This is a genomic window from Hyphomicrobium sp. (genome assembly GCF_019753045.1).
Classification (GTDB): Bacteria; Pseudomonadota; Alphaproteobacteria; order Rhizobiales; family Hyphomicrobiaceae; genus Hyphomicrobium_B.
In genome coordinates this window covers 28,212-48,648 of record NZ_JAIELN010000016.1, presented here as the reverse complement: position 1 = coordinate 48,648, position 20,437 = coordinate 28,212, and the positions used below count along the sequence as shown (strand labels likewise).

The window sequence follows — 20,437 nt, the reverse complement described above, 5'->3', positions numbered from 1 at the left end:
TCACTCAGGGCCTTCTCGCCGTACCAGAGGATTGAAAATTCGAGACCGGGATCACCGGCGTATGTCTTGAGTAGATTGTGAACCAGAACTCCAATGCCGCCCGATGTAAAATGCTTCAGTTCGAACGTTGCAATGCAGACGCGAATGGCCATAAAGCGATCTCTTGAAAATTAGAGGTTGAGAAATTCGGCATAACGCATTCTCGAAACGCGGGTAATTTCCGCTGCGTAGTCCGACATGATTGCCTGCAGCTCCGAATTGTTCATCGAGCTCAGGTAATCGAGGCGCTTTCCGATTTCACGCACATTAAATGGGTTTGCTATAACGCTGAGCGCCGTAAACGGATGCTCTGTCAGGGCGTCGAGAAACAAGGGCCCTGAAAGGGCCATGGCTCCTGCTCCAAGCGCCTCCATGTCGACCATCGGATGGCAATCGATCGTCGTGACATTTACGCTGACGTCTATGTCGTGCAGGAATGCGATGTGGTTGTGATGACCCGCATACAGCACCCTTTTGCATCTCGCGGTCTCTGGCATGCCCCCGTGAATTTTTCCGTAGTGGAGAATTTCTTGAATCGAGCTCGATAGCGCGGCTCCGAGGAGACTGGTGTGCAAGTTCTTGCGGATATCAGGAAAAGCCGGCACCAGAGCAATCTTGTGGTTTCCGGAAAAGGCCGGAACAAGCCGGCGCCGGTTCGTCGAGGGGGGACAGTTGAGGAGCATTGGTTCGTAGCTCCGCGGGAATACCATGCCCATGCCGGACTTCATCATGTGCACGCGCCGAACGATGCCGCGCCGGCAGATTGCGATGGCGCGGTCGAAAAACTGAGCTTCGGGGTTCCACGCAAGTTGGCTCAAATTTCCATGCCAAACGAGGTAGCATTCGATCCCAGCTGCACGCACTAACCGGAGAGCGCGCTCGGCGGCATCTGAGAAGCCATGAAATACAGCTTTCCGGATGCCCCATTCTTCGAGCTGCGTAACGAGTTTCATTAGATCGCCCCTGCTTAAGGGGCGCTGCAAAGGGATCGCAACCTTGTGACCCGGCTGCACGCCAGCGGCAGAACGTATCCCGTGCCAATTCTGATGAAATATATGGGCGACGCGTGCGAAGTGCGTGTCATTTCGGGCATAGCGACAGTCGCCATCGGCGTCGAACTCGATTTCTGACGATAGTTGCCGGGGGCTGATCGTGTCACGCTTATTTTCATCGTTCTCGGCTGGCTCGGTAGGCTCCGGTTTGCCGACAAGTCCAATTAACTCACGGAGTAGAGCGCTTCGGTCGGTGGCGGGTTTTGCTCCGACGCTACGGGTGATTTGCAGTTGATCCGGCTCAATCCAACCGCTCTGTTTTGCGGCGTCACCGGCTCCAAACGATTTAAAGTGCGGCTTGGCAGATGTCGGCTTGTCTGGAGGCGGCACCCGGAGCGAAAAGTAACCTGATGTTCCAGGGTGGACGATCTCATCTGAGCTGATGGACATCGGATGATTGACTGGCGCAAGCATCTCGGAAATTTGAAGTTCGATGCCGGCTAGGAGACGTTGAGCCCGTTCCCGTGAGTGCAACACTGCAGCACGTGCATCAGACGTCAGGCACCAGTTCAACGCCGCATCCATCGCTTCGGGCGTTGCTTCATCAGCTTGCAAGCACACCGGCCACTCAAGGGTCCGAGCTTGCGCGGTTACTTTGTCGCCGGCGGCAACGGAGTCGACAGCAATGACTGGCACGCCGTTTCGAAGCGCGAATGCAAGCCCGTGCAATCGATTTGTAATCAACGTGTCTACAACACCGATGAGCGCGCTGACGCCTTCCGGCGAACCAATGCGGCCCGCGTTAGACGCTTTAGGCCATCGCGTATCGATATCGAAAACCGGCAATCCGCGCCGTTCGATTAAATCGTTTATGCTGTCGATGACTTTGCTGTGTTTTTGCCTAGAGCCGTATTCGTGCTGGCTCTTGATAAGGCAGCGGCCCAACACTGGAACCTTGTTCGTGCCGACCAGAAAGGTGAGATCGGGCCTCGTGGCAGCATCGGAATCGCGCTCAAGCAATACATCGAATGGATTCCAGATGGAGAGCGGTTCCACCATCGTCAGATTGATGCCGATGCATTTGCAGTGCCCATATTTGTCGATATCGAAATTGTGGTTCTGAAGCAGGCCGGGCCAGCAAGGGCCGCAAATAATGACGAGATGAGTATAGGAACGCGGCTCTGCCATTGCCGGGCTTATGGCGCCCTTAAGCTCGCTGCGAACATCGGCCCCGAAGGCCGCGACGTCATAGCGTAGTCCAGTGTTCGTAAGACATCGCTTGACGAACTCCAGACATTGAATATCGCCGACCGTTGAGAAATGGCCGAGCAAAAGCGCTCGTTGCTGGACCGAGCCGGGATCGTCAAAGCGAATTTGTTTCATATCTTGCAAGGACTCTTCTGGAGCCGAGCTCGCGATTCAGAGCCAGGACGAGGCCAAGGCCGCCTTCTGAGATGTGCGGGTCATCGCGCGACCATGAAGGCTTATTATGTGACGCATGAGCGGCTCCCAATATCGGCGCCCGATAGAGCAAAAATAGATGTGGACTCAAAGTCGGTGGTGGCTGAAAATGAAATGCTCAGTGAGATGAATGTTTCCAATCACAGCACAGCGCAGGCCGTGTCGAACAGTTGCCATCTGGCTTAATCAGACGGTCGCGATATGGTTATCCACAAAAGACCTTATGGTCCGAGGCTTGAATATCGGCGGAACGTGCCGAGTGTCTCGGCTGCCGCGAATTCTGAAATTGGTTTGAACCGAGTGAGTTCAGGTTTGTGTATGATCCGAGATTTATCGTCAGGTATTGAGTTCACTGCGAGCACTGAGTGGAGGAACGGAAGATGAGCGAACGTCGAATGGTGCGGGGTAACGGCGAAGTTGTGGTTGAGTGCTCCTGTGGCTCCAAATGGTGTTCCGTCGTTCTTTGGGAGAACGCTGCTCCCGAAGAGAGAAGACTGGCGCTCGTGAGGAGGAAAGACACGGGTCGGGTTTTTGCAGCGAAGCGAAAGATTGACGGCTGGATCGAGTTGTCTTGGGGCGACGTCATGGACGCGCTTTCGAGGGATGCTCGGACGCAAGACAACGTGATCCGAATGCTCGCTCGAGCTGCGGTCGGCGAGTAGGAATTAGATGACTTGCCGGACTGGTTGTTACGACAAATAGAGTGAGGCTGGGCCCTGTCAGCGTTTTCCGTATGCCGTGAAGATGTAATCTTTTGCTGAAACGAGCGTATGGCAGGCGAAGCCGCACTTGGCGTCGTTCTCCTGCGGCGGCTGATCATCGACGGTCGCGGGTGTGAACGTGTCGGATTTGGCGTCGTATATAAACGCGGCGTATCCCCATCCGCCGCTATCGGCGAAGCGCTTGCTATCCTTCTCGATGAAGTCAACGTTTTGCTGGGCGCCGGGCACTGTCGTTGGGCCGGGCGCTTCCGCACTCTTCTCCGGTTTCCAATGGACTTTCGCAATCTTTGAGCCATCGGGGAAAGGCTTGCCGTTTTCGGGAATTCCGGCCTTGTAGGCCTCGATCATCACTGGGTTGGCTACGATGACAGCAATAGCGCCTTCCGTGTGACTGACGGACACAGCAGCCCAATCTCCGTATCCTTTGAACTCGGAGAAGGCGAGCCCGTTCGGGACGCTCACCGCATACTTATCCTGAGCGGCAATCGCCAGCCCGCCGACGAGTGTCAGCGATGCCGCGAGGATCACGATCGGCCACGATTGATTTACATGCATGGCTTACCCCTTTGCTCCAGTTGGCAAGTCGAAGTTTGTGATGTTCCAAACGCTGGTGATTGAGGAGGTGTGCGTCGCGTGGTTGATTTGGTGAGGCTCGCCGCGCGAAGAAAAATATCTAGCAACGATAGTGACATTCCGGAGCACCAGAATCCATAGGCTCCTATGGATCAAAATTGCAGATTGTCTCGCTCGACACTGCCGACTTCGTTAATGGGGCCCTTGTTTAACATCGTTCGCGTGCGGAATTGTTCTGAATTTACTGCTTCCCATGCGCGGGAGGTGTGGGTCCGAATTTTTTTACGCACACCCGGGAATAAATTGCTTGTTGCTCGAGTCTACCCTTTCGATCCGCCAAGTCGCGGACCTTCAGAAAGGTATTGTCATGAGCGACAGCAAGGACGACGAGGGCGTAAACCGGCGGCATGCGCTGGAATGCATGATCTGGGCGGGGACAGGTGTGCTTTGGACGGTTACCGGCGGTGTTCCGACATCGTTATCGCTGCTTGATGGTGCCCAAGCCGCCGAAGCTGCGAAGAGCGGGTTTACGTTTTTGCAGATTTCAGACAGTCATGTTGGCTTCAACAAGCCGGCCAATCCGCACGCGCTCGATACGCTCAAGGAGGCGGTTGGCCGGATCGATGCGCTGCCTGTGAAACCCACGTTCATGCTGCATACGGGCGACATCACTCACAGTGCCAAGCCCTCGGAATTCGACCTTGCAGACCAGGTTATCGGCAGCACCGGCGTCGATGTGCATTACGTGCCGGGCGAACATGACATCACGGACGAAACAACCGAGAAAGCCTATCTCGAACGGTACGGCAAGGGCACGAAAGGTGGAGGCTGGTACAGCTTCGACGACAACGGCGTGCACTTCATCGGATTGAACAACGTCGTGAACCTGAAGCAATTCGGTCTCGGCTATCTCGGCACTGAGCAGCTCGAATGGCTCGAGGACGATCTTCGCGATCTCAAGTCATCAACGCCGATTGTCATTTTTGCGCACATCCCGCTGTGGTCCGTCTATCCGAACTGGGGATGGGGTACCGACGATGCCGCGATCGCGCTTGGCTACCTAAAGCGCTTCGGCTCGGTGACCGTCCTCAATGGCCACATCCACCAGCTGATGCAGAAAGTCGAAGGGAACATCACGTTTCACACTGCGCGTTCGACGGCATTTCCGCAACCGGCGCCGGGAACGGCGCCCTCTCCGGGTCCGATGGTCGTACCGGCCGAGAAGCTCCGAAGTGTGCTCGGGATAACGAGCGTGGGGTTCAAAAGAACGGAGTCGCCTCTCGCCATAACCGACACCTCATTGGCGGAGTAATGCCATGAAGCTCGAAATGATACTGGCGGCTGCCGGGCTGGCAGCTGCCGCATTAGGAATGGTCTTGCTGATACCCGCCGCTCACGCGGCCGCAGATGCCGCGCACGGGGAGCAAATTTACCAGAGCTGTCAGGACTGTCATTCGCTCGATTCCAACGATGTCGGCCCGAAGCATCGGGGGGTATTCGGCAGAAAGGCCGGCTCGGTTCCCGATTACAGCTATTCCGCTCCGCTCAAGAAGTCGGGTATTACATGGGATCAAGACAGCCTCGACCGATGGCTTACGGATCCGCAAAAGCTCGTGCCGGGTTCGAAAATGTTCTTTCACCTCGATGGCGCCCAAGATCGAGCCGACGTTATCGAGTATTTGAAGGAACGGGCGAAGTAGGTGCCAGACCGCGCAATCAAGCGAGGTGTGATGGACGAACGGCAACGATTTAGCGAGGCGGTGCTCCCGTACGTCGACGATGCGTTGTCTCTTGCGCGTTGGCTGACCGGTAATGCCGCCGACGCCGAAGATGTCGTTCAAGAGGCTTGTCTCAGAGCTTTCGGCGCCATCGCCTCGGTCCAAAACGCCAATGCGCGGGCTTGGCTTCTCGCAATTGTTCGCAACACTGCTTTCAGCTGGATGGCAAAGAACCGGCCGAAGGCCATCATGACAACGGATGACGCGGGGATTTTTGAACAGGCTGGGCTTGAGATGGCTGAACCACAGGCATCGCCCGAAGCGATCTTGATAAGGAAAGCCGATGCCGCGCAATTGGAGAATGCGATCTCCGCATTGCCGCTTGCCTATCGCGAGGTTCTGGTTCTGAGAGAGATCGAAGACCTGAGTTATCGGGAGATATCGAAGGTCTTATCCATCCCAGTTGGAACCGTGATGTCGCGATTGGCGCGCGCGAGGAGTTCGCTTATTCAGCGCATCGGCATGGCGGGCGAGGGAAAGGCGGGTGCTGCATGATCAAGCCTTCGTCATGGTCTTCCCGAGAAGAGTCCCTCATTCTGTTGAATGCTTATCTTGACGACGAACTCGACGCGGCTTCGGCATTGGACGTCGAGCGGCGTCTGGCGGCCGATCCAGCTCTGCGGGCCGAACGCGACCGGATCGCTGAATTGCGGAGCACGCTGGTGTCTCATCTCTCAGCGCAGCGCGCATCGGATGACTTCAAGCGGCGTATCGCGGGGATTGCCGATCCGTCGCGAGATGTTGTCGTAGCGCTGCCGTCGCGGCAATCTCGATCCTACGATTGGCGTCAGATGGCTGCCGCCGCAGTCGTTGCCGCCGCCATCACGGCAGGTGGGATGTACGGAGTTCTGCGTCAGAACTCTGGTGCGAACGAAATTGCGGCCATCGTTGCCGATCATCAGCGTGCTTTATTGGCGGCTCAGCCGTTCGATATCGCATCGAGTGACAGGCATACCGTCAAGCCATGGTTCGACAGCAAGATCGCCATTTCGCCCCAGGTCGTCGATTTGGCGGGAGCAGGGTTTCCGCTTGCAGGCGGGCGGGTGGAAATCGTTGACGGAAAGCCCGTGCCCGTTCTCGTTTATCAGCGCCGCGCCCACGTCATCAGTGTGGTTGCGGTGCCGCGTGCGGGGCAGATGACGAGCACCGCTCCGGCTCTTCAGACGACCAAGGACGGATATTCCGTGATCCGCTGGTTCGGCCGGGATTTCGAGTATTTTGCCGTATCGGACGTGCCGGAACCGGAACTTCGTGAATTTGTATCGCGTTGGCGCGAGGCGACGCCCGGTAGCTGATCGATTGGATTTTGTTGGAAATAGCCAGTGGCGATGCCGGGTCGTAAAAGAGTTCTAACGATATTAAAGCGGTCGCTTGTTGCGGCTGCGGTTGCGTTTATCCTTGCCGGCGACGGAACTCAGGCACAGCCCATGTCTTTGTCCTCGACTTCGGCAACTACGACTTATCAAACGGTCGCGGTGGATGGCGTGAAGATTTTCTATCGCGAAGCTGGTCCGCGCCATGCTCCGACCTTGCTGCTCTTGCACGGGTTTCCATCTTCGTCGCGGATGTTCGATACGCTTATTCCATTGCTCGCCGATCGCTATCACGTCGTTGCTCCGGATTATCCGGGTTTCGGGCAAAGCGATGCACCGCCGGCATCGGCCTTCGCCTACACTTTCGATCATGAAGCCCAAGTCATTGAGGGTTTCATCGAGGCGCTGGGTCTTAAAGAGTACGTTCTATTCATGCAGGATTATGGCGGCCCCGTCGGCTTCCGGCTTGCGGTCGCTCATCCGGAACGCGTTCAGGCGCTGATCGTCCAAAATGCCGTGGCGCATGAAGTGGGGCTTGGACCGATATGGGAGGACCGACGAGCCTATTGGAAGAACCGAGAGGCACATGAGGCGGCCTTCATATCGAGCTTCACCTCGCTCGAAGCGTGCAGGCAACGCCACATCGGAACGAGCCCCAACATCGAGCGCTACAATCCGGACATCTGGGCCGAGGAATTCGCGGCGCTGTCACGGCCCGGCCAAGCCAAGATTCAGGCCGATCTCTTTTATGATTACCAGAACAACGTAGCCTCATATCCGCGCTGGCAGGCGTGGCTGCGCCAATATAAGCCACCCGTGCTTGTCGTCTGGGGCAAATACGATCCTTCATTCGTGGTTGCAGGGGCGGCAGCGTACGCGCAAGATGTTCCCGATGCGGAGGTTCACATCCTCGATGCCGGACACTTTGCCCTTGACGAGGCGGTTGATCAGATAGCGGCTCTGACGCGCACGTTCCTCGCCAAGCAAAAGCTAGATGTTCCGTAAGTCGGTCCAAGAACTCAACTGGACAAGCCCGTAACGATCATTTCGACAAGACGTGGGAGTGCGAGTGGGGATGATGTCGGAAGCGCAGTCTATCATTGAACAGCGACGCGAGCAGATGTTTCCCGTACTGGCGCCCCAGGAGATCGACCGTCTCCGCCGGTTCGGTAATCTCACGTCTTTCAACACAGGTGATGCCCTCGCGGAAATCGGAAAAGTCAGCGCCGGTCTAGCGATCATCCTCGACGGCAAAGTTGACGTCACGCAGCAGGATACGAGCGGTCACCGCGTGCGGATCGTTACACACGAGCCGGGGTCTTTCTTGGGCGAGCTTGCTCAGCTCTCTGGCCGGCCATCTTTGGTCGACGCGCGCGCGCATGACGAAGTGGAGGCGCTGATCATCGGGCCTCAGAAACTTCGCGCATTGCTCATCGCGGAAGCCGAACTCGGCGAGCGCATTATGCGGGCGCTTATCTTGCGCCGCGTGGGCTTGCTTGAGACGGGCGGAGGCGGTCCGGTTATTATCGGGCCTGCCGATAACAGCGACGTGCTGCGTCTCCAGAATTTTCTAAGGCGCAATGGTCACCCCCATCTGTGGCTCGATCCCACAACCGATGCCGAGGCGCGCGTTCTTATCGAACGGTTCCATGTGGACGGAGACACGCTGCCGATTGTTCTCTGTCCTGGCGGTCAACTTCTTCAAAATCCGTCCGAGACGGCGCTTGCCCGTTGCATCGGTCTTGTGGGGCCCATCGATGCACGGCGTGTTTACGATGTTGCTGTTGTTGGTGCGGGACCCGCGGGAATGGCCGCCGCTGTCTATGCAGCCTCGGAGGGATTGTCGGTTCTCGTGCTCGACTGCCGATCGTTCGGTGGGCAGGCCGGCGCGTCATCTCGCATCGAAAATTATCTCGGCTTTCCGACCGGCATTACGGGTATGGCGTTGATGGCACGCGCCTACAATCAGGCGCAGAAGTTCGGTGCTGAATTTGCCATTCCAGCCCAAGTCGTGGGGCTCGAATCCAGCAACGACCCGGATCAACGCGGCTTCATTCTGACCATGAAAGATGGCGAACGCGTCACCACGCGTTCCGTCGTTATTGCCGGTGGGGTTCGGTACCGGCACCTTGATGTGGCGAATGTCGACGAATTCGAGGGAAGCGGAGTCCATTACTGGGCTTCGCCCGTTGAAGGCCGGCTTTGCTCCAAACAGGAAGTCGTTCTGGTGGGCGCCGGAAATTCGGCGGGGCAAGCCGTGGTTTACCTGGCGAGCCGGGCCGCCAAGGTCTGGTTGCTTGCGCGCGGTGGCGACATCTCCGCAAGCATGTCGCAATATTTGGTGGATCGTATTCGTGGTCTTGCAAACGTTGAAGTGCAAACGCAGGCAGTGGTTACGGGTCTCGAAGGACGCGATGGTGTTCTCGAAGCCATCCATTGGAGAACGGCGAAAGGGGAGGATGTTCGCCGTGAAATACATCATCTCTTTCTTTTTATCGGAGCCGATCCGGAGTCGGATTGGCTGTCGGGATCTGGCGTACGGCTCGATCCGAAGGGATTTGTTCTGACCGGCGCAGCAGCCGGCGATGGTTCGAGCCAATTGGCAACCAGCGTCCCGGGGGTGTTCGCCATAGGTGATATTCGCGCAGGCTCAATCAAACGCGTGGCGGCTGGCGTAGGCGAGGGAGCGCAAGTTGTTGCCGCGCTTCATACCTATCTCGCATCGGTTAATCATGCCCGGCCTGCTGTAATATAAGTTCTCCACGCGGGAAGCCCGCTTGGCGCGAGATGCAGAAGTCGCGCGGATTGAACCTTACTCCTGGTGACCGCCAGCCTTTTGGTTCATGTGCATCGACCAACTGGCCACCTTGAATTTCGATGGCTTGTCTTGAACCTTGTCGATGAATTCAATGAATTCGGCAGCGGTCAGAGCTGCGGACCCGTTAGGATTGTCGTTGCCGGGTGCGCGCTCGATGACGCATTCCATCTCACCATCCTCACCGATGCGAATGTGAGCGAAATACAGCTCTGCCTTCACGAGCCGCTGAAAATCGAAGAGGGGTGTGGAGATGTAGCGATCTGCGTTCGCACTCTTCTTGTCGAGCACATAATCGACGTCGCATACCAGCGTGTAGCCATCACGCAAAGCAGCGCGAGCCTCAACGAATGTCGAAGACGTTCTCAATATGTTGAGAGGCACGTTTCGAACGCCGTAGTTCGCCAGCCTTGTCGGGTTGATAGGCGACGCCGTGATCATAGCGCTTCGTAGGCCGGCCCGGTCCAGGGCCGCGAGGATCGCGTATTCGCCTTGCGAATGGATCATTGCGATGATGGATTGGCGGGAGCGCAGTTCATCGATGACGCCAGGATCGGAAAGGGTGATTTCCGGTAAAAAGCTCGGGAATAAATGTTTGAAGACTTGACGAAAATGATGGTGCCGAATGTTTCGGGCTGGGATTTGCCGGAAATTTTTGGCGGCGACGGCGGAGCTATTCCGGTCAAGCTTTTTCCAGGCGTCTCTGAAAAGCACGTCGGCCGGCTGGCTGCGGTTACGCATCAAGAATGTGAAAACTCGGAGATTTCGACCCATAAACCGCAGGTGCTTTAGGTCGGTTTTGAGTTTCTCGCGGCGGTTCATCGAGACCTACAGACCTGTTCCAATCGACGCCAATTTGTTGATGGCCGATCTAATCCACCTGCTGTTATACGTGACGAACTTCGACTCTTGAATGACTCTCAGCCGCCGGTAAAAGCCGAATACTTCCTCGTACGTCTTGTTGAAGTTCGGGATCGTGCGAGCATGTCCAAGGGCCAGCGCGGAATTAAAAATCTCTTGAACCGCATGAAAGCCGGCGGGATCCCGATAACGAAGGCGCCTTGCCCAGTCGGACGGGATCGACTGATCCTTGAAGATGCCGGGGACCGCACCCGTTGCCGCCAAAAACGTCATCTTCGTCCGCAAGCATTTCTGACAGACCCCGCAATTTTCAGGCTGTATCTTCCTGTTCCAGCAGAAAGCAAGCGAATCCAGCGCTGTCTTGGATTTCAGGATCAATTCCAACTTCTCGCTTCGCGTTAAATCGTCGTCTGCTGTGACCAGCTTCGTCCAGCCGTCGTCAAAGAGATGATCGGTTGCCGAGTTCGACCCCCATGGAAAATGCAGAAACTGTCCGTCAAGGCGTTCGTCGGCCGCTAGGATGAGATTTTGGTATGCACCGGAGTGATAGAAGCCTGCTCCGGATAACGCAAAGATATGGCTCAAATGATGCCGCTTTAGATTGACTTTCAACTCGTTGTAAAGCGCGTAAGCATCCGATTTGACGACGATGCGCGTGTCGGAAAGCTCTTCCGCGAATGCTTGTGTTTTGTCGAGGAGTGCCTGGAAAGCCGTCTTATCGCTCAGGCTGTAATCCATGCCGTGAATCGTCAGAAGGTCCGGTCGGCGACCATCCCTAAGGCGCGCCAGTGCGGTATAGGCGGCATCGAGCCCTCCGGAAAAATAGAGAAGGTCGCGGCCCGGGTTCTGATGTGAAACTTCTGTTTGCCTCGAAATCAGTTCGGCGAAGCTCACGTCTGTCGCGTAAAAATGGCCTGGCAGCCACGACTGCCAAATCTCGCTAATCCTGCGAAAATTCGCAACAGTCTCGGGTGTGCCGCGCCCATTGATGCGAAGAGGTGTGTTGAGCCGCATGCCAACGGGAAGGAAATACCACGCAGCAAAGTCGGCCATCGCTTCGCGGCCGCGTTTTTCGGGATGGCTTGTCGTTACGTGGATCTCGCCGGCCCGGCTTTTCAGCAAGGCGCCATCATCTGTCTCGATGACTTCGATATCGATTGGAAGCTGATTGGTAGGCATTCCACAGACGATTTGATGGCGGATAAGATTTGCGTGAGTGACGCAGTCCTATGCTATCCCGTTTACTTCGTAAACTCTTTCGCTATCTTGCCCGAAATTCAAATGGGCTTGGGGAAAACCGAATATGAAGTCTGTGCAGGATGCAGCGATTGCGAAGGCAATTATCCTGTCCCCAGATTTCAACACCTACTCCATGGCAAGTCGCTATCGCGAGCTGGCGGTGCGAACCAAGCTTGATTTTTCGTCCGCCATCAGATTGCTTGAATGCTTGCCGGTTTTTATCGATGGCGACGTTCATCAGAGAATCCGCAAGGCCATGGCCAAGCAGATCTCGAAGACAAAGGATTGCCAACTTACCGCCAGCCGGGAACAGCTGACCATTCTATTCGAGCGGGTTTTCCGGAAGAATACGCAACTAGAATTGGTTGGGGAGTTTTCTCAACCGCTATGGCGGTCAATTTCGGCTTCCATTGTTCCGCCGAACGGCGAGACTTTGGACCTTGTTGATGAGATTCCGGCCCTATTCAGTCCGATCCTATCCATACGGGAGAGAGCCAGGATTAGCGACAGAATTAGAGATTATCTAAGCGCGCATCCGGAAGAAGGGGATGATCGGCTAATCCTTCTCTGTCTCGCTTCGTTAGGTGCGAGGCCCTTTGTCGGGACATTGAGCTTGTCGCTCTATGAGGTCTTCAGAGAAAATCCCAAAGCTCGTATGTGCGATCTCGCCTGGCCGCAACTCTACCCGTCGAGCTCACTTCGTTTTGTAGACCGAATTTGCGGAAAGGAAGCGGACGTCGCCAAGTCCGAGTTTCGTCCGGGTGAACGGGTAAGGTGCTTCACGCAGAGTGCGGATTATTCGGATGAGGACAACGCGCGCGCTTTGTTCGGATACGGTGCGCACACGTGTTTGGGAAAGTCGATTTCGGAAAAAGTATGGGGACTTGTGGTCGAGACCTTTTCTCGGAGCGATCTTAAGGCGGAACCTCTCACCATCACGATGAGTCCTCACAACGACCCATTCTTGATGCCGGCACAAATTCAAATTGGTCTGACCTGAAGTGAAGCTACGCTGACTGACGGAGCCCGGCTTTCATCTCGCCGAGGTGCTCGGAAAGCTGCGCGATTGTCAACGTATCTGGAAAGTTCACGATCTCGATGCTCATCCCGAGCGCGTCCTCGATGTCCATCGCGAGCTGCAACGTGTCGAGGCTGTCGAGATCCAGTGATCGCAGCGTTGTGAATTGCGCGTTCTGTGCGGTTAAGTCTGAAGCCTTTTCAGGGCTCATCTTTCGCAGCTTATCGATCACTATGGAGACGATTTCTGGATGCATCTGGGCCCGCTGAGCTTAATCGACCCGAGTACCAGTGATTTATGCTACGCTTGCGGACAAGGACAATAATGCAACACTGCGGGGGAACCGCAGTGTTGGACCGGGATTTTCACAGACTTTCCGTGTGCAGCGTCCGCTTCCGGCGAATTTCCTCAGGTTTGCCGCTCGTAGGCATCTCGAAATCGGGCGGGCCGCCACCGATCGGAAAGTTCCAACGGCTCGGGGAGTGAATGATCCCAATGCTGCGGAACGCGCGATTGGGCCATCTTTCTCGTTTCGCGGGCTTGTCCGCTGGGGATCTTTCCTGCAACAGCCATGGCAGCCATGGCCCCGGCGCGCTTCCCTTCGAGGGCCGCGAAGCCGCTCGTCTCGACCCCGCGGAGGACGTTTCCGGCGGCGAAGACACCGGGAATGCTCGTACGCATGGCCTGATCGACGATTGGCCCCTTGGTCATCGCGTCGATCAGCATCGGCCCGTTCGCCAGCGCCACCGTTTCGGGGATCCAACCGGCTGAGAAAAGGACGCCGTCGCAAGCAATGTCGCGGGTGACACGGTCTTTCCTAACTCTCACAGCCTCGACGCGTTCGCTGGTGCCCGCAATCGAGACGATCTCGCTTCGCAAATGAATGTTGATCCCGAGCGCCCGGGCAAGCCAGCCTGCGGCCGAGTAGGATTGCACGCGTTCGTCGGCGCCTATCAATGCGACGACGCGGATGCCGGCGTGCCTTGCCGTCAGAATCGCGGAAAAGGACACGTGCTCGGTTCCGACGACCACTAGGCGGCGCAGGTACGATGGCAGACTGACGTTTCGATGTACCAACTGCTGAAGCAAGCCGGTGGTCAGGATGCCTTGGGCCGGCCGTACACCTGGGACGACGCGATTGCCCCGATTGGCTTCGCGAATGCCTGTTGCGACGATGACGACCTGAGGCTCCAATTGGGCATGTCCGAACTCGGGCCCAATCACCTCGCACACCGGGCCGTTTTCAATCGAGAGCAACGTCGTGCCCATGCTGATCCGAACGGGGGTGTCTTGCAGCTGTCCCAGCATCTTCTTTGCGAACGCCGGGCCGGAATATGGCCAGCGGGCATACTCAAGTCCGAAGCCAGGATGGTGACAGAAGCGCGGCAAGCCGCCCGGGCTGTCGTCGCGATCGATAATGAGCACGTCGCTTACGCCGGAACGGGCGAGTTCAGCCGCTGCCGCCAAGCCTGCAGGTCCGGCGCCGACAATCAAAACGCGCGGATTTCCGATTGCCGCCTTCATGGTTTCGATCTTTCGTCGAACATCGCTTGCACGCGTGCTCCGCAGTAAAAGCCCTGGCATCTGCCAAACATCGCGCGGGTGCGCCGCTTCAATCCTTTGATCGTCTGCGGCGGGACGGGAGACGCGAGGGCATCGCGGACCTCGCCGACGCTGATGCACTCGCAGTGGCAGAGCATCTCGGCATAGGCGGGATCGGCGCCACTGCGCTCGCCGTTCTTCAGCAATCGGTTCGACGGTTCCGATAGGTCGGGCACGCTGACGGGACTGAGACTGCCTTTGGGTCTGACATCGAAGACGTGCGGAACGATCAGCCCGATGACGTGCTCGGCGATGCCGAGCGCGCCGGAAAAGCCCGTCGAGCGAATACCCGCAACGGTGAGCCAGTCGTGATCGAAGCGCGGAATGATCCGATAGTCGCTGTAGTTCGTGGCCGGTCGCATGCCGGCATAGGCGGTGTTCACCGGGATGGCTGTGAGGCCCGGAACCATGGTCGCCATCGCTTCCTTGAGGAGCTTTATACCGTCGACGGTCGTTGCGCGGTCGTCGCGATCGTCCACGTCTTCGGCTGTCGGTCCGACAATGACGTTGCCGAAAATCGTTGGTGAGATGAGGATCCCGCGACCCTTGGGAGTGGGTGTGGGCATCGCGATCACGTCGTGAATTGCGCGGGCGGCCTTATCGAGAACCAGGTATTGGCCCCGGCGGGGGCGCATCTCAAAGTCATTGTACCCCGCTAGCGCTTCGACGATGTCGGCGCGCAGGCCAGACGCGTTGATTACCAGCCTCGCGCGAACGACGTTCCTGTCCGCACTGTGGAGAGCCCAACCATTCTGGAGGCGATCGACGGATTGCACCGGCCATGAATGACGGAATTCGACGCCGTTCGTGACCGCGTCCAGGACATAGGCGTAGGGAGTCGAGAACGGGTCGGCGATCCCTTCTTCGGGAGCCCACAACGCCATGCGGATGCCTGGGCCGAAATTCGGCCAGCGGCTATAGATCTCGGCAGATTCCAGCCTGTAAAAATCCTGGTGCCCAAGTGCGCGAACTCGCTCGAACTCTTCTTCGAGGATCGCGCACTGCTCATCGCTCCAGGCGAGGGTCAGAGCGCCGACTTTGCGCATCGGCAAACCGAGAGCCGGTGCTTCTTCGAGATAGCGGGCATAGCCACGCTGAACCAGACGATACTCCAGGCTATCGGGAGCAATCTCTATGCCCGACGTCATCAGCGCCGAGTTGCCCTTGCTCGATTCGTCTCCGAAATCCGGCCGCGCTTCGAGTAATGCGACCTTGAGCTTAAATCGTGAAAGATCGCGCGCGATGGCGGTGCCGACGACTCCAGCGCCGATCACAACGATGTCGAAGTCGGATGTCATAGTCCGATCTCCAGCAGGCGTTGCCGGCAAAGGTTCGTGTATTCGATCAAATCTCCCAACTCGTCAGTGTGCCGCGCCTGAATGAGGCACCAAAGATATTCGCGTATGATTGACGCTTCGCGCATTGCAGCCAGTAGTCCGGATGAATAGGGGCCATAGGCGGCCAGGAGTGTTGAGGTTTGGCGATCATCGAGGTCAAAATTCGCGATGACGGATGCCAGATCCGTTTCGGGAACGCCGCGGCCCGCGTATTCCCAGTCGACGATCTGGAGGCCCCCGGTGCGTTCGATGAAGTTTTCGGGGATGAGATCAGCATGAACGAGGCAAAGGGGGGCGCCAGCGGGCAGCATCGAAAGCCTCGCGGCGAGGCGCTGGCGTTCAATCGGGAGGGCGGCGTCCGGAAGCATGTCGAGATAGGACAATGCTGAATCCGTCGGCGAGAACGCCGGCAGACTTTCGGCGGGGATCTGGTGCAGGCGACGCAGCAGTGCCGCGATCGCCTCGAGATGGCGATCCTCGAATAGATGCTTGTGAAGTGTCGTGCCGTCGATGAAGCCGGTTACGAGCAGCCCATCGCGAGCATAGACGAGTGGCGGCGTTATCTCTTCGGCGGCCGCAAGCGTCACGGCCTGACGCTCTATCTGCCGGTCGATCCTGTGATGCGGCAAGTCTTCGCCGATGCGCGCAAAGTACGAGCGTTCGCCGTCGTGAACCGCGAAGTTCCGGTTCGTGCGGCCTCCTGCAATCGGCACAATACGCGGCGGTGCCGACCAGAGCGGCAGCGCTTCTAACATTTCGATTTCGCTCATCCCTTCACCGCGCCAAAAGTCAAACCGCGCGCCATGTAACGCGACAGGGAGAATGCAAGAAAAAAGACGGGAACCAGGACGACTGTGCCGAGCGCCAGTGCGGGTCCCCAGAGAATGCCGCGATGGGTGAGGGCGAGCCCCACCACCGGCGGCAGGGGCCGCAGCTTGCCGCCAACCATCGTGTTCGCGATAAGAAATTCGTTCCAAGTGAATATGAAGACGAACAGGCCGATGCAGACGAGCCCTGAAACCGATAGCGGCAGGATCGTGCGCCAAAGAACGCCGAGCGGGCTGCACCCGTCGACGCTCGCCGCTTCGTCGATCTCGCGGGGAATTTCGTCGACGAAGGACTTCATGACCAAGATGGCGAATGGCAGTTGAAACGACGTGTTGAGAAGGATCAGCACCAGATACGTGTCGTACAACCCGACCTGTCTCAGGAGGACGAACAACGGCACGATCGATGCGATCGGTGGGATCATCTTGAGGCTGAGCAGATTGTAAGTAATGGCATCCTTGCGCCAGACCGGAAAGCGGGAGAGCCCGTATGCTGCCGGCAACGCGAGTGCCAAGGTGAGAAACGTCGTTGCGAGGCTCACAATGACACTATTGGTGAGATGGCGTTCGACATCCCAGTTGGACAGGATGAATCGCCAGTGATCCAAGGTCGGACTGAAGAACCATACCGGGCTCGGGGACAGCAGATCGGCATCGGACTTGAACGAGCCCAGAACCATCCATGCGAGCGGGAATATAAACAGCGCCACGAGCATGACGTTGGCCGCAATCATCAGCCACTCGGCACCGAGCTTGCTTTTAGTGCGCACCGGCGAAGCCTTTCTTGAACAGTACCCTGATCACGACAAACGCGATGATCAGGACCAAAAAGGAAGCGGCCGAGGCGGATGCAACGTTGAGGTTCATAAGTCCTTCGCGCTGAATGAAGAGTGTGATGAGGTCCGTCGACAGCGCGGGGCCGCCCTTGGTCAGCACAAATACGCTGTCGAAGGTCGCGATCGCGAACATGAGACGGAATACCAGGGCGACGGCGATGATCGGAGCCATCAGCGGGAGCGTGATGCCGAAGAGTACGTGCCGGCGTTTCGCTCCATCGATCTCAGCAGCTTCGAACAAGTCTGCGGGAAGCCCTTCGAGACCCGCCAAAAGGATCAGGAACATGAAGGGCGTCCATTGCCAGACGTCCATGACAATGATCGAGACGACCGCCATCATCGTGTCCGAGAGCCAGTGCACGTCGCCGAGCCCAAGCACCGAACCCGCATGCACGATGATGCCGAAATCGCTGTTGAGCATCAGCTTCCAAATCAGGCCAACGCTCACGGGCGTTGCCATGACGGGAAGCATCAGCAGCGCGCGCATGATCGGGTGCTGGCCGCGCATCTGTCTGAAGGATAGGGCCAGTGCGAAGCCGACCAGGAACTCGAGGCTGACCGCCGTGACTAGAAAGAAGGCGGTGACCACCAGCGAGTGTCGAAAAATATCGTTTGTGAGCGAGAGCCAGTACGTTTCAAATCCGACATAACGCCAAACGGGACTTGTCAGCCGGAGGTCGGTAAAGCTCGCCCAAAGAGAATAGAAGAGGGGGTAAATGGTGAGCGCGGTAATGAAAAGGAGTGCCGGCGCCAAGAACGCCATTCCTTTCCACGCGTCTTTTGATTGTTTGATTGCCGGCCTCGACATGGCGTTACTTGGCCTCGATGACGCGCAGTCCGGCGGCGACCAGTTCGCGAACTGATGCCGATGGTCCGGTGATGAGTTTGGAAATTTTTGACAACGGAACCGCCGTTACGCGCTCGCGGGCATTCAGTTTACGAGCCGTCGCCACGACGATTGTCGTTTTGGACTGGCTCATCATTTTCTGCGCGAGCCCCGCGTCGTGAGGATCGGCGAACGCCAGTCCGCATTCGACGCTCACGGCGTCCGCCGAGATGATGGCGAAGTCCGCGTTGATTTGAGCGGTCATTGCCTCTGTGAAGTGTCCGCTTGTTGCAAGCGACGTCGTTCGGACGAAGCCGCCGAGCAGACATGAGGTGACGGCGCGATTTTCCGCGAGCTTCGTTGCAACATTCACGGCCGGCGTCGCGACGAACAACTCCGATCCAGCGGACACGATGGCTCTTGCGACCGCCATGATCGTGGAGCCATCATTCATGAAGACCGTACTTTTGGGTGGGATCAGGCGGATAACGACATCAGCAATGCGCTGCTTTTCATCGACGTCCTGCAATTCGCGCTGGGCAAAATCCTGATCGGCCATGCGAACGTCTTGAAGCGCTGCGCCGCCGTGGGTTCGGGACAGTTCACCGTTGGCTTCGAGTGCTGCGAGATCGCGCCGAATCGTGGCGGGCGACGCGGACAGCATTTCGCAAAGCTCTTCCACCGATACGGTTTCACGAGCCAGCATCAGTCGCCGGAGTTCTGCTCGTCGTCCGGAGGGATTTCGCTTTTCGGATCTCATGATGAAAAGACACTCATTCGGTGCCAGAAAGTCAATCACTAACAATCATTCTATTGCGTTTTGTGATTGATTGCCATTAATCTGTCGTCTCGGGGCGCAGATTTCGGCAACGGAGGACTGAAAAACCATGATCTGGAATCGGGTGGGCATCGAACTGGCTGTGACTGCACTGGCGGGCGTTCTCGCGTTTTCGCCGCTAAATTCTGCCGAGGCCAAAGAGGTCCGCGTTATCGCGACAGGCGAAGCGTACGGATCGGCGATGAAGGCTGCTGCCGACGTTTTCAAGCAGCGCACCGGGATTGAAGTGAAGATCGATCAGCTGCCTTACGCCGACGCCTATAATAAAGAAGTGTTGCTCGGCACTGCCGGCTCCGACGAATACGACATCATGGTGCTGGACTGCATCTGGCTGCCGATCTTCGTGAAGAACAATTGGGTGCAGCCCTTCGAGCCGCTCGAGGCGAAGGCCACGACGAAAATCGATTGGAACGGGTTTTTCCCGGGCATTGTCGATAGCTACAACGTCTTCAACGGCAAACATTATGCGGCCCCGGTCGATTTTTTCATCGAGGTCCTCGGTTACCGAAAAGACCTGTTTGAAAAGGCGGGCCTCACCGAGCCGCCGAAAACATGGGACGAATTCCGGGACTATGCCGCCAAGCTCAACGCGCCGGAGTCCGAAGTTTACGGCGTCGCGACCATGCCTGCCGAGCAAGACGGCGCCTATTCGGAGTGGACGGTTCGCTTAGCCGGCCTCAAAATGCCGCCGAACGCCAACCAGTTCGTGTGGGACAAGGATTTCAAGTCGACGATCGCATACGAGGGTAACGGCAAAAAGGCTCTCGATCGTTGGCTCGAGATCAAGCCCTATACTGCACCCGGTGCTGCTGCGATGGGTTACGCCGAGGCAACCAATGCCTTTGCGCAGGGGCAAGCGGCCATGAACATCAACTGGTACGCGTTCTTCGCAGACATCGAAAATCCGTCCGCAAGCAAGATCGTTGGCAAAGCGGCTTATGCATTGCCTCCGCGCGAGACGCTCGATGGCCCGCGCCGCGACTATTTCGGCGGTTTCCAGATCGCCATCAGCGCCAAGGCTCAGGAGCCTGATCTGGCTTACCAGTTCATCAGCTTCGTTACGAGCGACGAAGGCCAGGAGATCATGCTGGAAAATGGTGCGCCCGGAGCCTATCGCACGCAAGCCTACGACAATACGAAATGGCTGACGCGTTATCCGTTCCTGGCGCCTATCAAGAGTGCCGAGGTTCTTCTGCCTCTCACGGCCGATCTAGCGGAATATGTCGAGATGCAACGAACTGTCTATGACCAGATCTCTGCGGCGTGGGTCGGCAAAAAGAACTCGGAAGAGGCGATGAATGCCGCGCACAGCGGTCTCGATGATCTGCTGAAGCAGCTCAAGTATCAGAAATGAGCCGAG

At 57.2% G+C, this 20,437-nt stretch carries 20 protein-coding genes; 9 read left to right on the top strand and 11 right to left on the bottom strand.

All coding sequences use genetic code 11. The features are described from left to right. Window positions 1–170: 170 nt before the first annotated feature. Window positions 171–2,414: a polysaccharide pyruvyl transferase family protein gene (locus K2Q04_RS17540; protein WP_291165994.1), complete on the bottom strand. Its 2,244-nt coding sequence runs from the start codon at window positions 2,412–2,414 to the stop codon at window positions 171–173. Window positions 2,415–3,211: 797 nt separating this feature from the next. Further along, window positions 3,212–3,769 (bottom strand): cytochrome P460 family protein, encoded by a 558-nt coding sequence (locus K2Q04_RS17535; RefSeq protein ID WP_291165993.1) that lies wholly within the window; start codon window positions 3,767–3,769, stop codon window positions 3,212–3,214. Window positions 3,770–4,154: 385 nt separating this feature from the next. Between K2Q04_RS17535 and K2Q04_RS17530 the strand changes: the two genes are divergently transcribed. The 6 genes from K2Q04_RS17530 (at window position 4,155) to K2Q04_RS17505 (ending at window position 9,633) form a co-directional block, all read left to right on the top strand. Beyond that, entirely contained in the window at window positions 4,155–5,099 is a 945-nt protein-coding gene (locus K2Q04_RS17530; RefSeq protein WP_291165992.1) for a metallophosphoesterase, read from the top strand. Window positions 5,100–5,103: 4 nt separating this feature from the next. Continuing rightward, window positions 5,104–5,487 carry a c-type cytochrome gene (locus tag K2Q04_RS17525; protein ID WP_291165991.1) on the top strand — a complete coding sequence of 128 codons (384 nt, stop codon included), beginning with the start codon at window positions 5,104–5,106 and terminating at the stop codon, window positions 5,485–5,487. A gap of 30 nt (window positions 5,488–5,517) precedes the next feature. Continuing rightward, window positions 5,518–6,060 carry a sigma-70 family RNA polymerase sigma factor gene (locus K2Q04_RS17520; RefSeq protein ID WP_291166034.1) on the top strand — a complete coding sequence of 181 codons (543 nt, stop codon included), beginning with the start codon at window positions 5,518–5,520 and terminating at the stop codon, window positions 6,058–6,060. Further along, window positions 6,057–6,860 (top strand): anti-sigma factor, encoded by an 804-nt coding sequence (locus tag K2Q04_RS17515; protein ID WP_291165990.1) that lies wholly within the window; start codon window positions 6,057–6,059, stop codon window positions 6,858–6,860. Before K2Q04_RS17520 ends, K2Q04_RS17515 begins: the two co-directional genes overlap by 4 nt. A 132-nt stretch (window positions 6,861–6,992) precedes the next feature. Beyond that, on the top strand, window positions 6,993–7,883 hold the full coding sequence (locus tag K2Q04_RS17510) for an alpha/beta hydrolase (protein WP_291165989.1): 891 nt from the start codon (window positions 6,993–6,995) through the stop codon (window positions 7,881–7,883). 73 nt (window positions 7,884–7,956) lie between these two features. Further along, the gene (locus K2Q04_RS17505) at window positions 7,957–9,633 is read left to right on the top strand and encodes an FAD-dependent oxidoreductase (RefSeq protein WP_291165988.1); all 1,677 of its coding nucleotides are present in this window, start codon (window positions 7,957–7,959) and stop codon (window positions 9,631–9,633) included. Window positions 9,634–9,690: 57 nt separating this feature from the next. Here K2Q04_RS17505 and K2Q04_RS17500 read toward each other — a convergent pair whose 3' ends face one another. Beyond that, window positions 9,691–10,200 carry a hypothetical protein gene (locus tag K2Q04_RS17500; RefSeq protein WP_291165987.1) on the bottom strand — a complete coding sequence of 170 codons (510 nt, stop codon included), beginning with the start codon at window positions 10,198–10,200 and terminating at the stop codon, window positions 9,691–9,693. An 84-nt stretch (window positions 10,201–10,284) separates the two neighbouring features. On the opposite strand from K2Q04_RS17500, the gene K2Q04_RS17495 reads away from it, so the two are divergent. Further along, entirely contained in the window at window positions 10,285–10,485 is a 201-nt protein-coding gene (locus K2Q04_RS17495) for a hypothetical protein (protein ID WP_291165986.1), read from the top strand. A 36-nt stretch (window positions 10,486–10,521) separates the two neighbouring features. Here K2Q04_RS17495 and K2Q04_RS17490 read toward each other — a convergent pair whose 3' ends face one another. Then, window positions 10,522–11,733, bottom strand: a complete 1,212-nt coding sequence (locus K2Q04_RS17490) for a hypothetical protein (protein ID WP_291165985.1) — start codon at window positions 11,731–11,733, stop codon at window positions 10,522–10,524. A 124-nt stretch (window positions 11,734–11,857) separates the two neighbouring features. On the opposite strand from K2Q04_RS17490, the gene K2Q04_RS17485 reads away from it, so the two are divergent. Beyond that, complete coding sequence (locus tag K2Q04_RS17485) at window positions 11,858–12,793, top strand: hypothetical protein (protein ID WP_291165984.1); 936 nt, start codon at window positions 11,858–11,860, stop codon at window positions 12,791–12,793. 7 nt (window positions 12,794–12,800) lie between these two features. Here K2Q04_RS17485 and K2Q04_RS17480 read toward each other — a convergent pair whose 3' ends face one another. The 7 genes from K2Q04_RS17480 to K2Q04_RS17450 form a co-directional block, all read right to left on the bottom strand. Next, complete coding sequence (locus tag K2Q04_RS17480; RefSeq protein WP_291165983.1) at window positions 12,801–13,043, bottom strand: acyl carrier protein; 243 nt, start codon at window positions 13,041–13,043, stop codon at window positions 12,801–12,803. Between the two features lie 176 nt (window positions 13,044–13,219). Next, complete coding sequence (locus tag K2Q04_RS17475) at window positions 13,220–14,335, bottom strand: FAD-dependent oxidoreductase (RefSeq protein WP_291165982.1); 1,116 nt, start codon at window positions 14,333–14,335, stop codon at window positions 13,220–13,222. Further along, window positions 14,332–15,711, bottom strand: coding sequence for an NAD(P)/FAD-dependent oxidoreductase (locus K2Q04_RS17470; RefSeq protein ID WP_291165981.1), 1,380 nt, complete (start codon window positions 15,709–15,711; stop codon window positions 14,332–14,334). The genes K2Q04_RS17475 and K2Q04_RS17470 overlap by 4 nt, the downstream gene beginning before the upstream one ends. Further along, window positions 15,708–16,520: a choline/ethanolamine kinase family protein gene (locus K2Q04_RS17465; protein ID WP_291165980.1), complete on the bottom strand. Its 813-nt coding sequence runs from the start codon at window positions 16,518–16,520 to the stop codon at window positions 15,708–15,710. The genes K2Q04_RS17470 and K2Q04_RS17465 overlap by 4 nt, the downstream gene beginning before the upstream one ends. Beyond that, a complete protein-coding gene (locus tag K2Q04_RS17460) occupies window positions 16,517–17,347 on the bottom strand; it encodes a carbohydrate ABC transporter permease (RefSeq protein ID WP_291165979.1) in 831 nt (276 codons plus the stop codon). The genes K2Q04_RS17465 and K2Q04_RS17460 overlap by 4 nt, the downstream gene beginning before the upstream one ends. Continuing rightward, window positions 17,337–18,221, bottom strand: coding sequence for a sugar ABC transporter permease (locus K2Q04_RS17455; protein WP_291165978.1), 885 nt, complete (start codon window positions 18,219–18,221; stop codon window positions 17,337–17,339). Before K2Q04_RS17455 ends, K2Q04_RS17460 begins: the two co-directional genes overlap by 11 nt. A 4-nt stretch (window positions 18,222–18,225) precedes the next feature. Continuing rightward, a complete protein-coding gene (locus tag K2Q04_RS17450) occupies window positions 18,226–18,999 on the bottom strand; it encodes a DeoR/GlpR family DNA-binding transcription regulator (protein ID WP_291165977.1) in 774 nt (257 codons plus the stop codon). Window positions 19,000–19,126: 127 nt separating this feature from the next. Here K2Q04_RS17450 and K2Q04_RS17445 point away from each other — a divergent pair, with 127 nt between their 5' ends. Then, window positions 19,127–20,431, top strand: a complete 1,305-nt coding sequence (locus K2Q04_RS17445) for a sugar ABC transporter substrate-binding protein (RefSeq protein ID WP_291165976.1) — start codon at window positions 19,127–19,129, stop codon at window positions 20,429–20,431. Window positions 20,432–20,437: the final 6 nt, after the last annotated feature.

Excerpts from the sequence above, each read along its gene's own strand:
- K2Q04_RS17540 (WP_291165994.1), bottom strand. The coding sequence starts at position 2,414 with ATGAAACAAATTCGCTTTGACGATCCCGGCTCGGTCCAGCAACGAGCG.
- K2Q04_RS17535 (WP_291165993.1), bottom strand. The coding sequence starts at position 3,769 with ATGCATGTAAATCAATCGTGGCCGATCGTGATCCTCGCGGCATCGCTG.
- K2Q04_RS17530 (WP_291165992.1), top strand. The coding sequence starts at position 4,155 with ATGAGCGACAGCAAGGACGACGAGGGCGTAAACCGGCGGCATGCGCTG.
- K2Q04_RS17525 (WP_291165991.1), top strand. The coding sequence starts at position 5,104 with ATGAAGCTCGAAATGATACTGGCGGCTGCCGGGCTGGCAGCTGCCGCA.
- K2Q04_RS17520 (WP_291166034.1), top strand. The coding sequence starts at position 5,518 with ATGGACGAACGGCAACGATTTAGCGAGGCGGTGCTCCCGTACGTCGAC.
- K2Q04_RS17515 (WP_291165990.1), top strand. The coding sequence starts at position 6,057 with ATGATCAAGCCTTCGTCATGGTCTTCCCGAGAAGAGTCCCTCATTCTG.
- K2Q04_RS17510 (WP_291165989.1), top strand. The coding sequence starts at position 6,993 with ATGTCTTTGTCCTCGACTTCGGCAACTACGACTTATCAAACGGTCGCG.
- K2Q04_RS17505 (WP_291165988.1), top strand. The coding sequence starts at position 7,957 with ATGTCGGAAGCGCAGTCTATCATTGAACAGCGACGCGAGCAGATGTTT.
- K2Q04_RS17500 (WP_291165987.1), bottom strand. The coding sequence starts at position 10,200 with ATGATCCATTCGCAAGGCGAATACGCGATCCTCGCGGCCCTGGACCGG.
- K2Q04_RS17495 (WP_291165986.1), top strand. The coding sequence starts at position 10,285 with ATGTTTGAAGACTTGACGAAAATGATGGTGCCGAATGTTTCGGGCTGG.
- K2Q04_RS17490 (WP_291165985.1), bottom strand. The coding sequence starts at position 11,733 with ATGCCTACCAATCAGCTTCCAATCGATATCGAAGTCATCGAGACAGAT.
- K2Q04_RS17485 (WP_291165984.1), top strand. The coding sequence starts at position 11,858 with ATGAAGTCTGTGCAGGATGCAGCGATTGCGAAGGCAATTATCCTGTCC.
- K2Q04_RS17475 (WP_291165982.1), bottom strand. The coding sequence starts at position 14,335 with ATGAAGGCGGCAATCGGAAATCCGCGCGTTTTGATTGTCGGCGCCGGA.
- K2Q04_RS17470 (WP_291165981.1), bottom strand. The coding sequence starts at position 15,711 with ATGACATCCGACTTCGACATCGTTGTGATCGGCGCTGGAGTCGTCGGC.
- K2Q04_RS17465 (WP_291165980.1), bottom strand. The coding sequence starts at position 16,520 with ATGAGCGAAATCGAAATGTTAGAAGCGCTGCCGCTCTGGTCGGCACCG.
- K2Q04_RS17455 (WP_291165978.1), bottom strand. The coding sequence starts at position 18,221 with ATGTCGAGGCCGGCAATCAAACAATCAAAAGACGCGTGGAAAGGAATG.
- K2Q04_RS17450 (WP_291165977.1), bottom strand. The coding sequence starts at position 18,999 with ATGAGATCCGAAAAGCGAAATCCCTCCGGACGACGAGCAGAACTCCGG.
- K2Q04_RS17445 (WP_291165976.1), top strand. The coding sequence starts at position 19,127 with ATGATCTGGAATCGGGTGGGCATCGAACTGGCTGTGACTGCACTGGCG.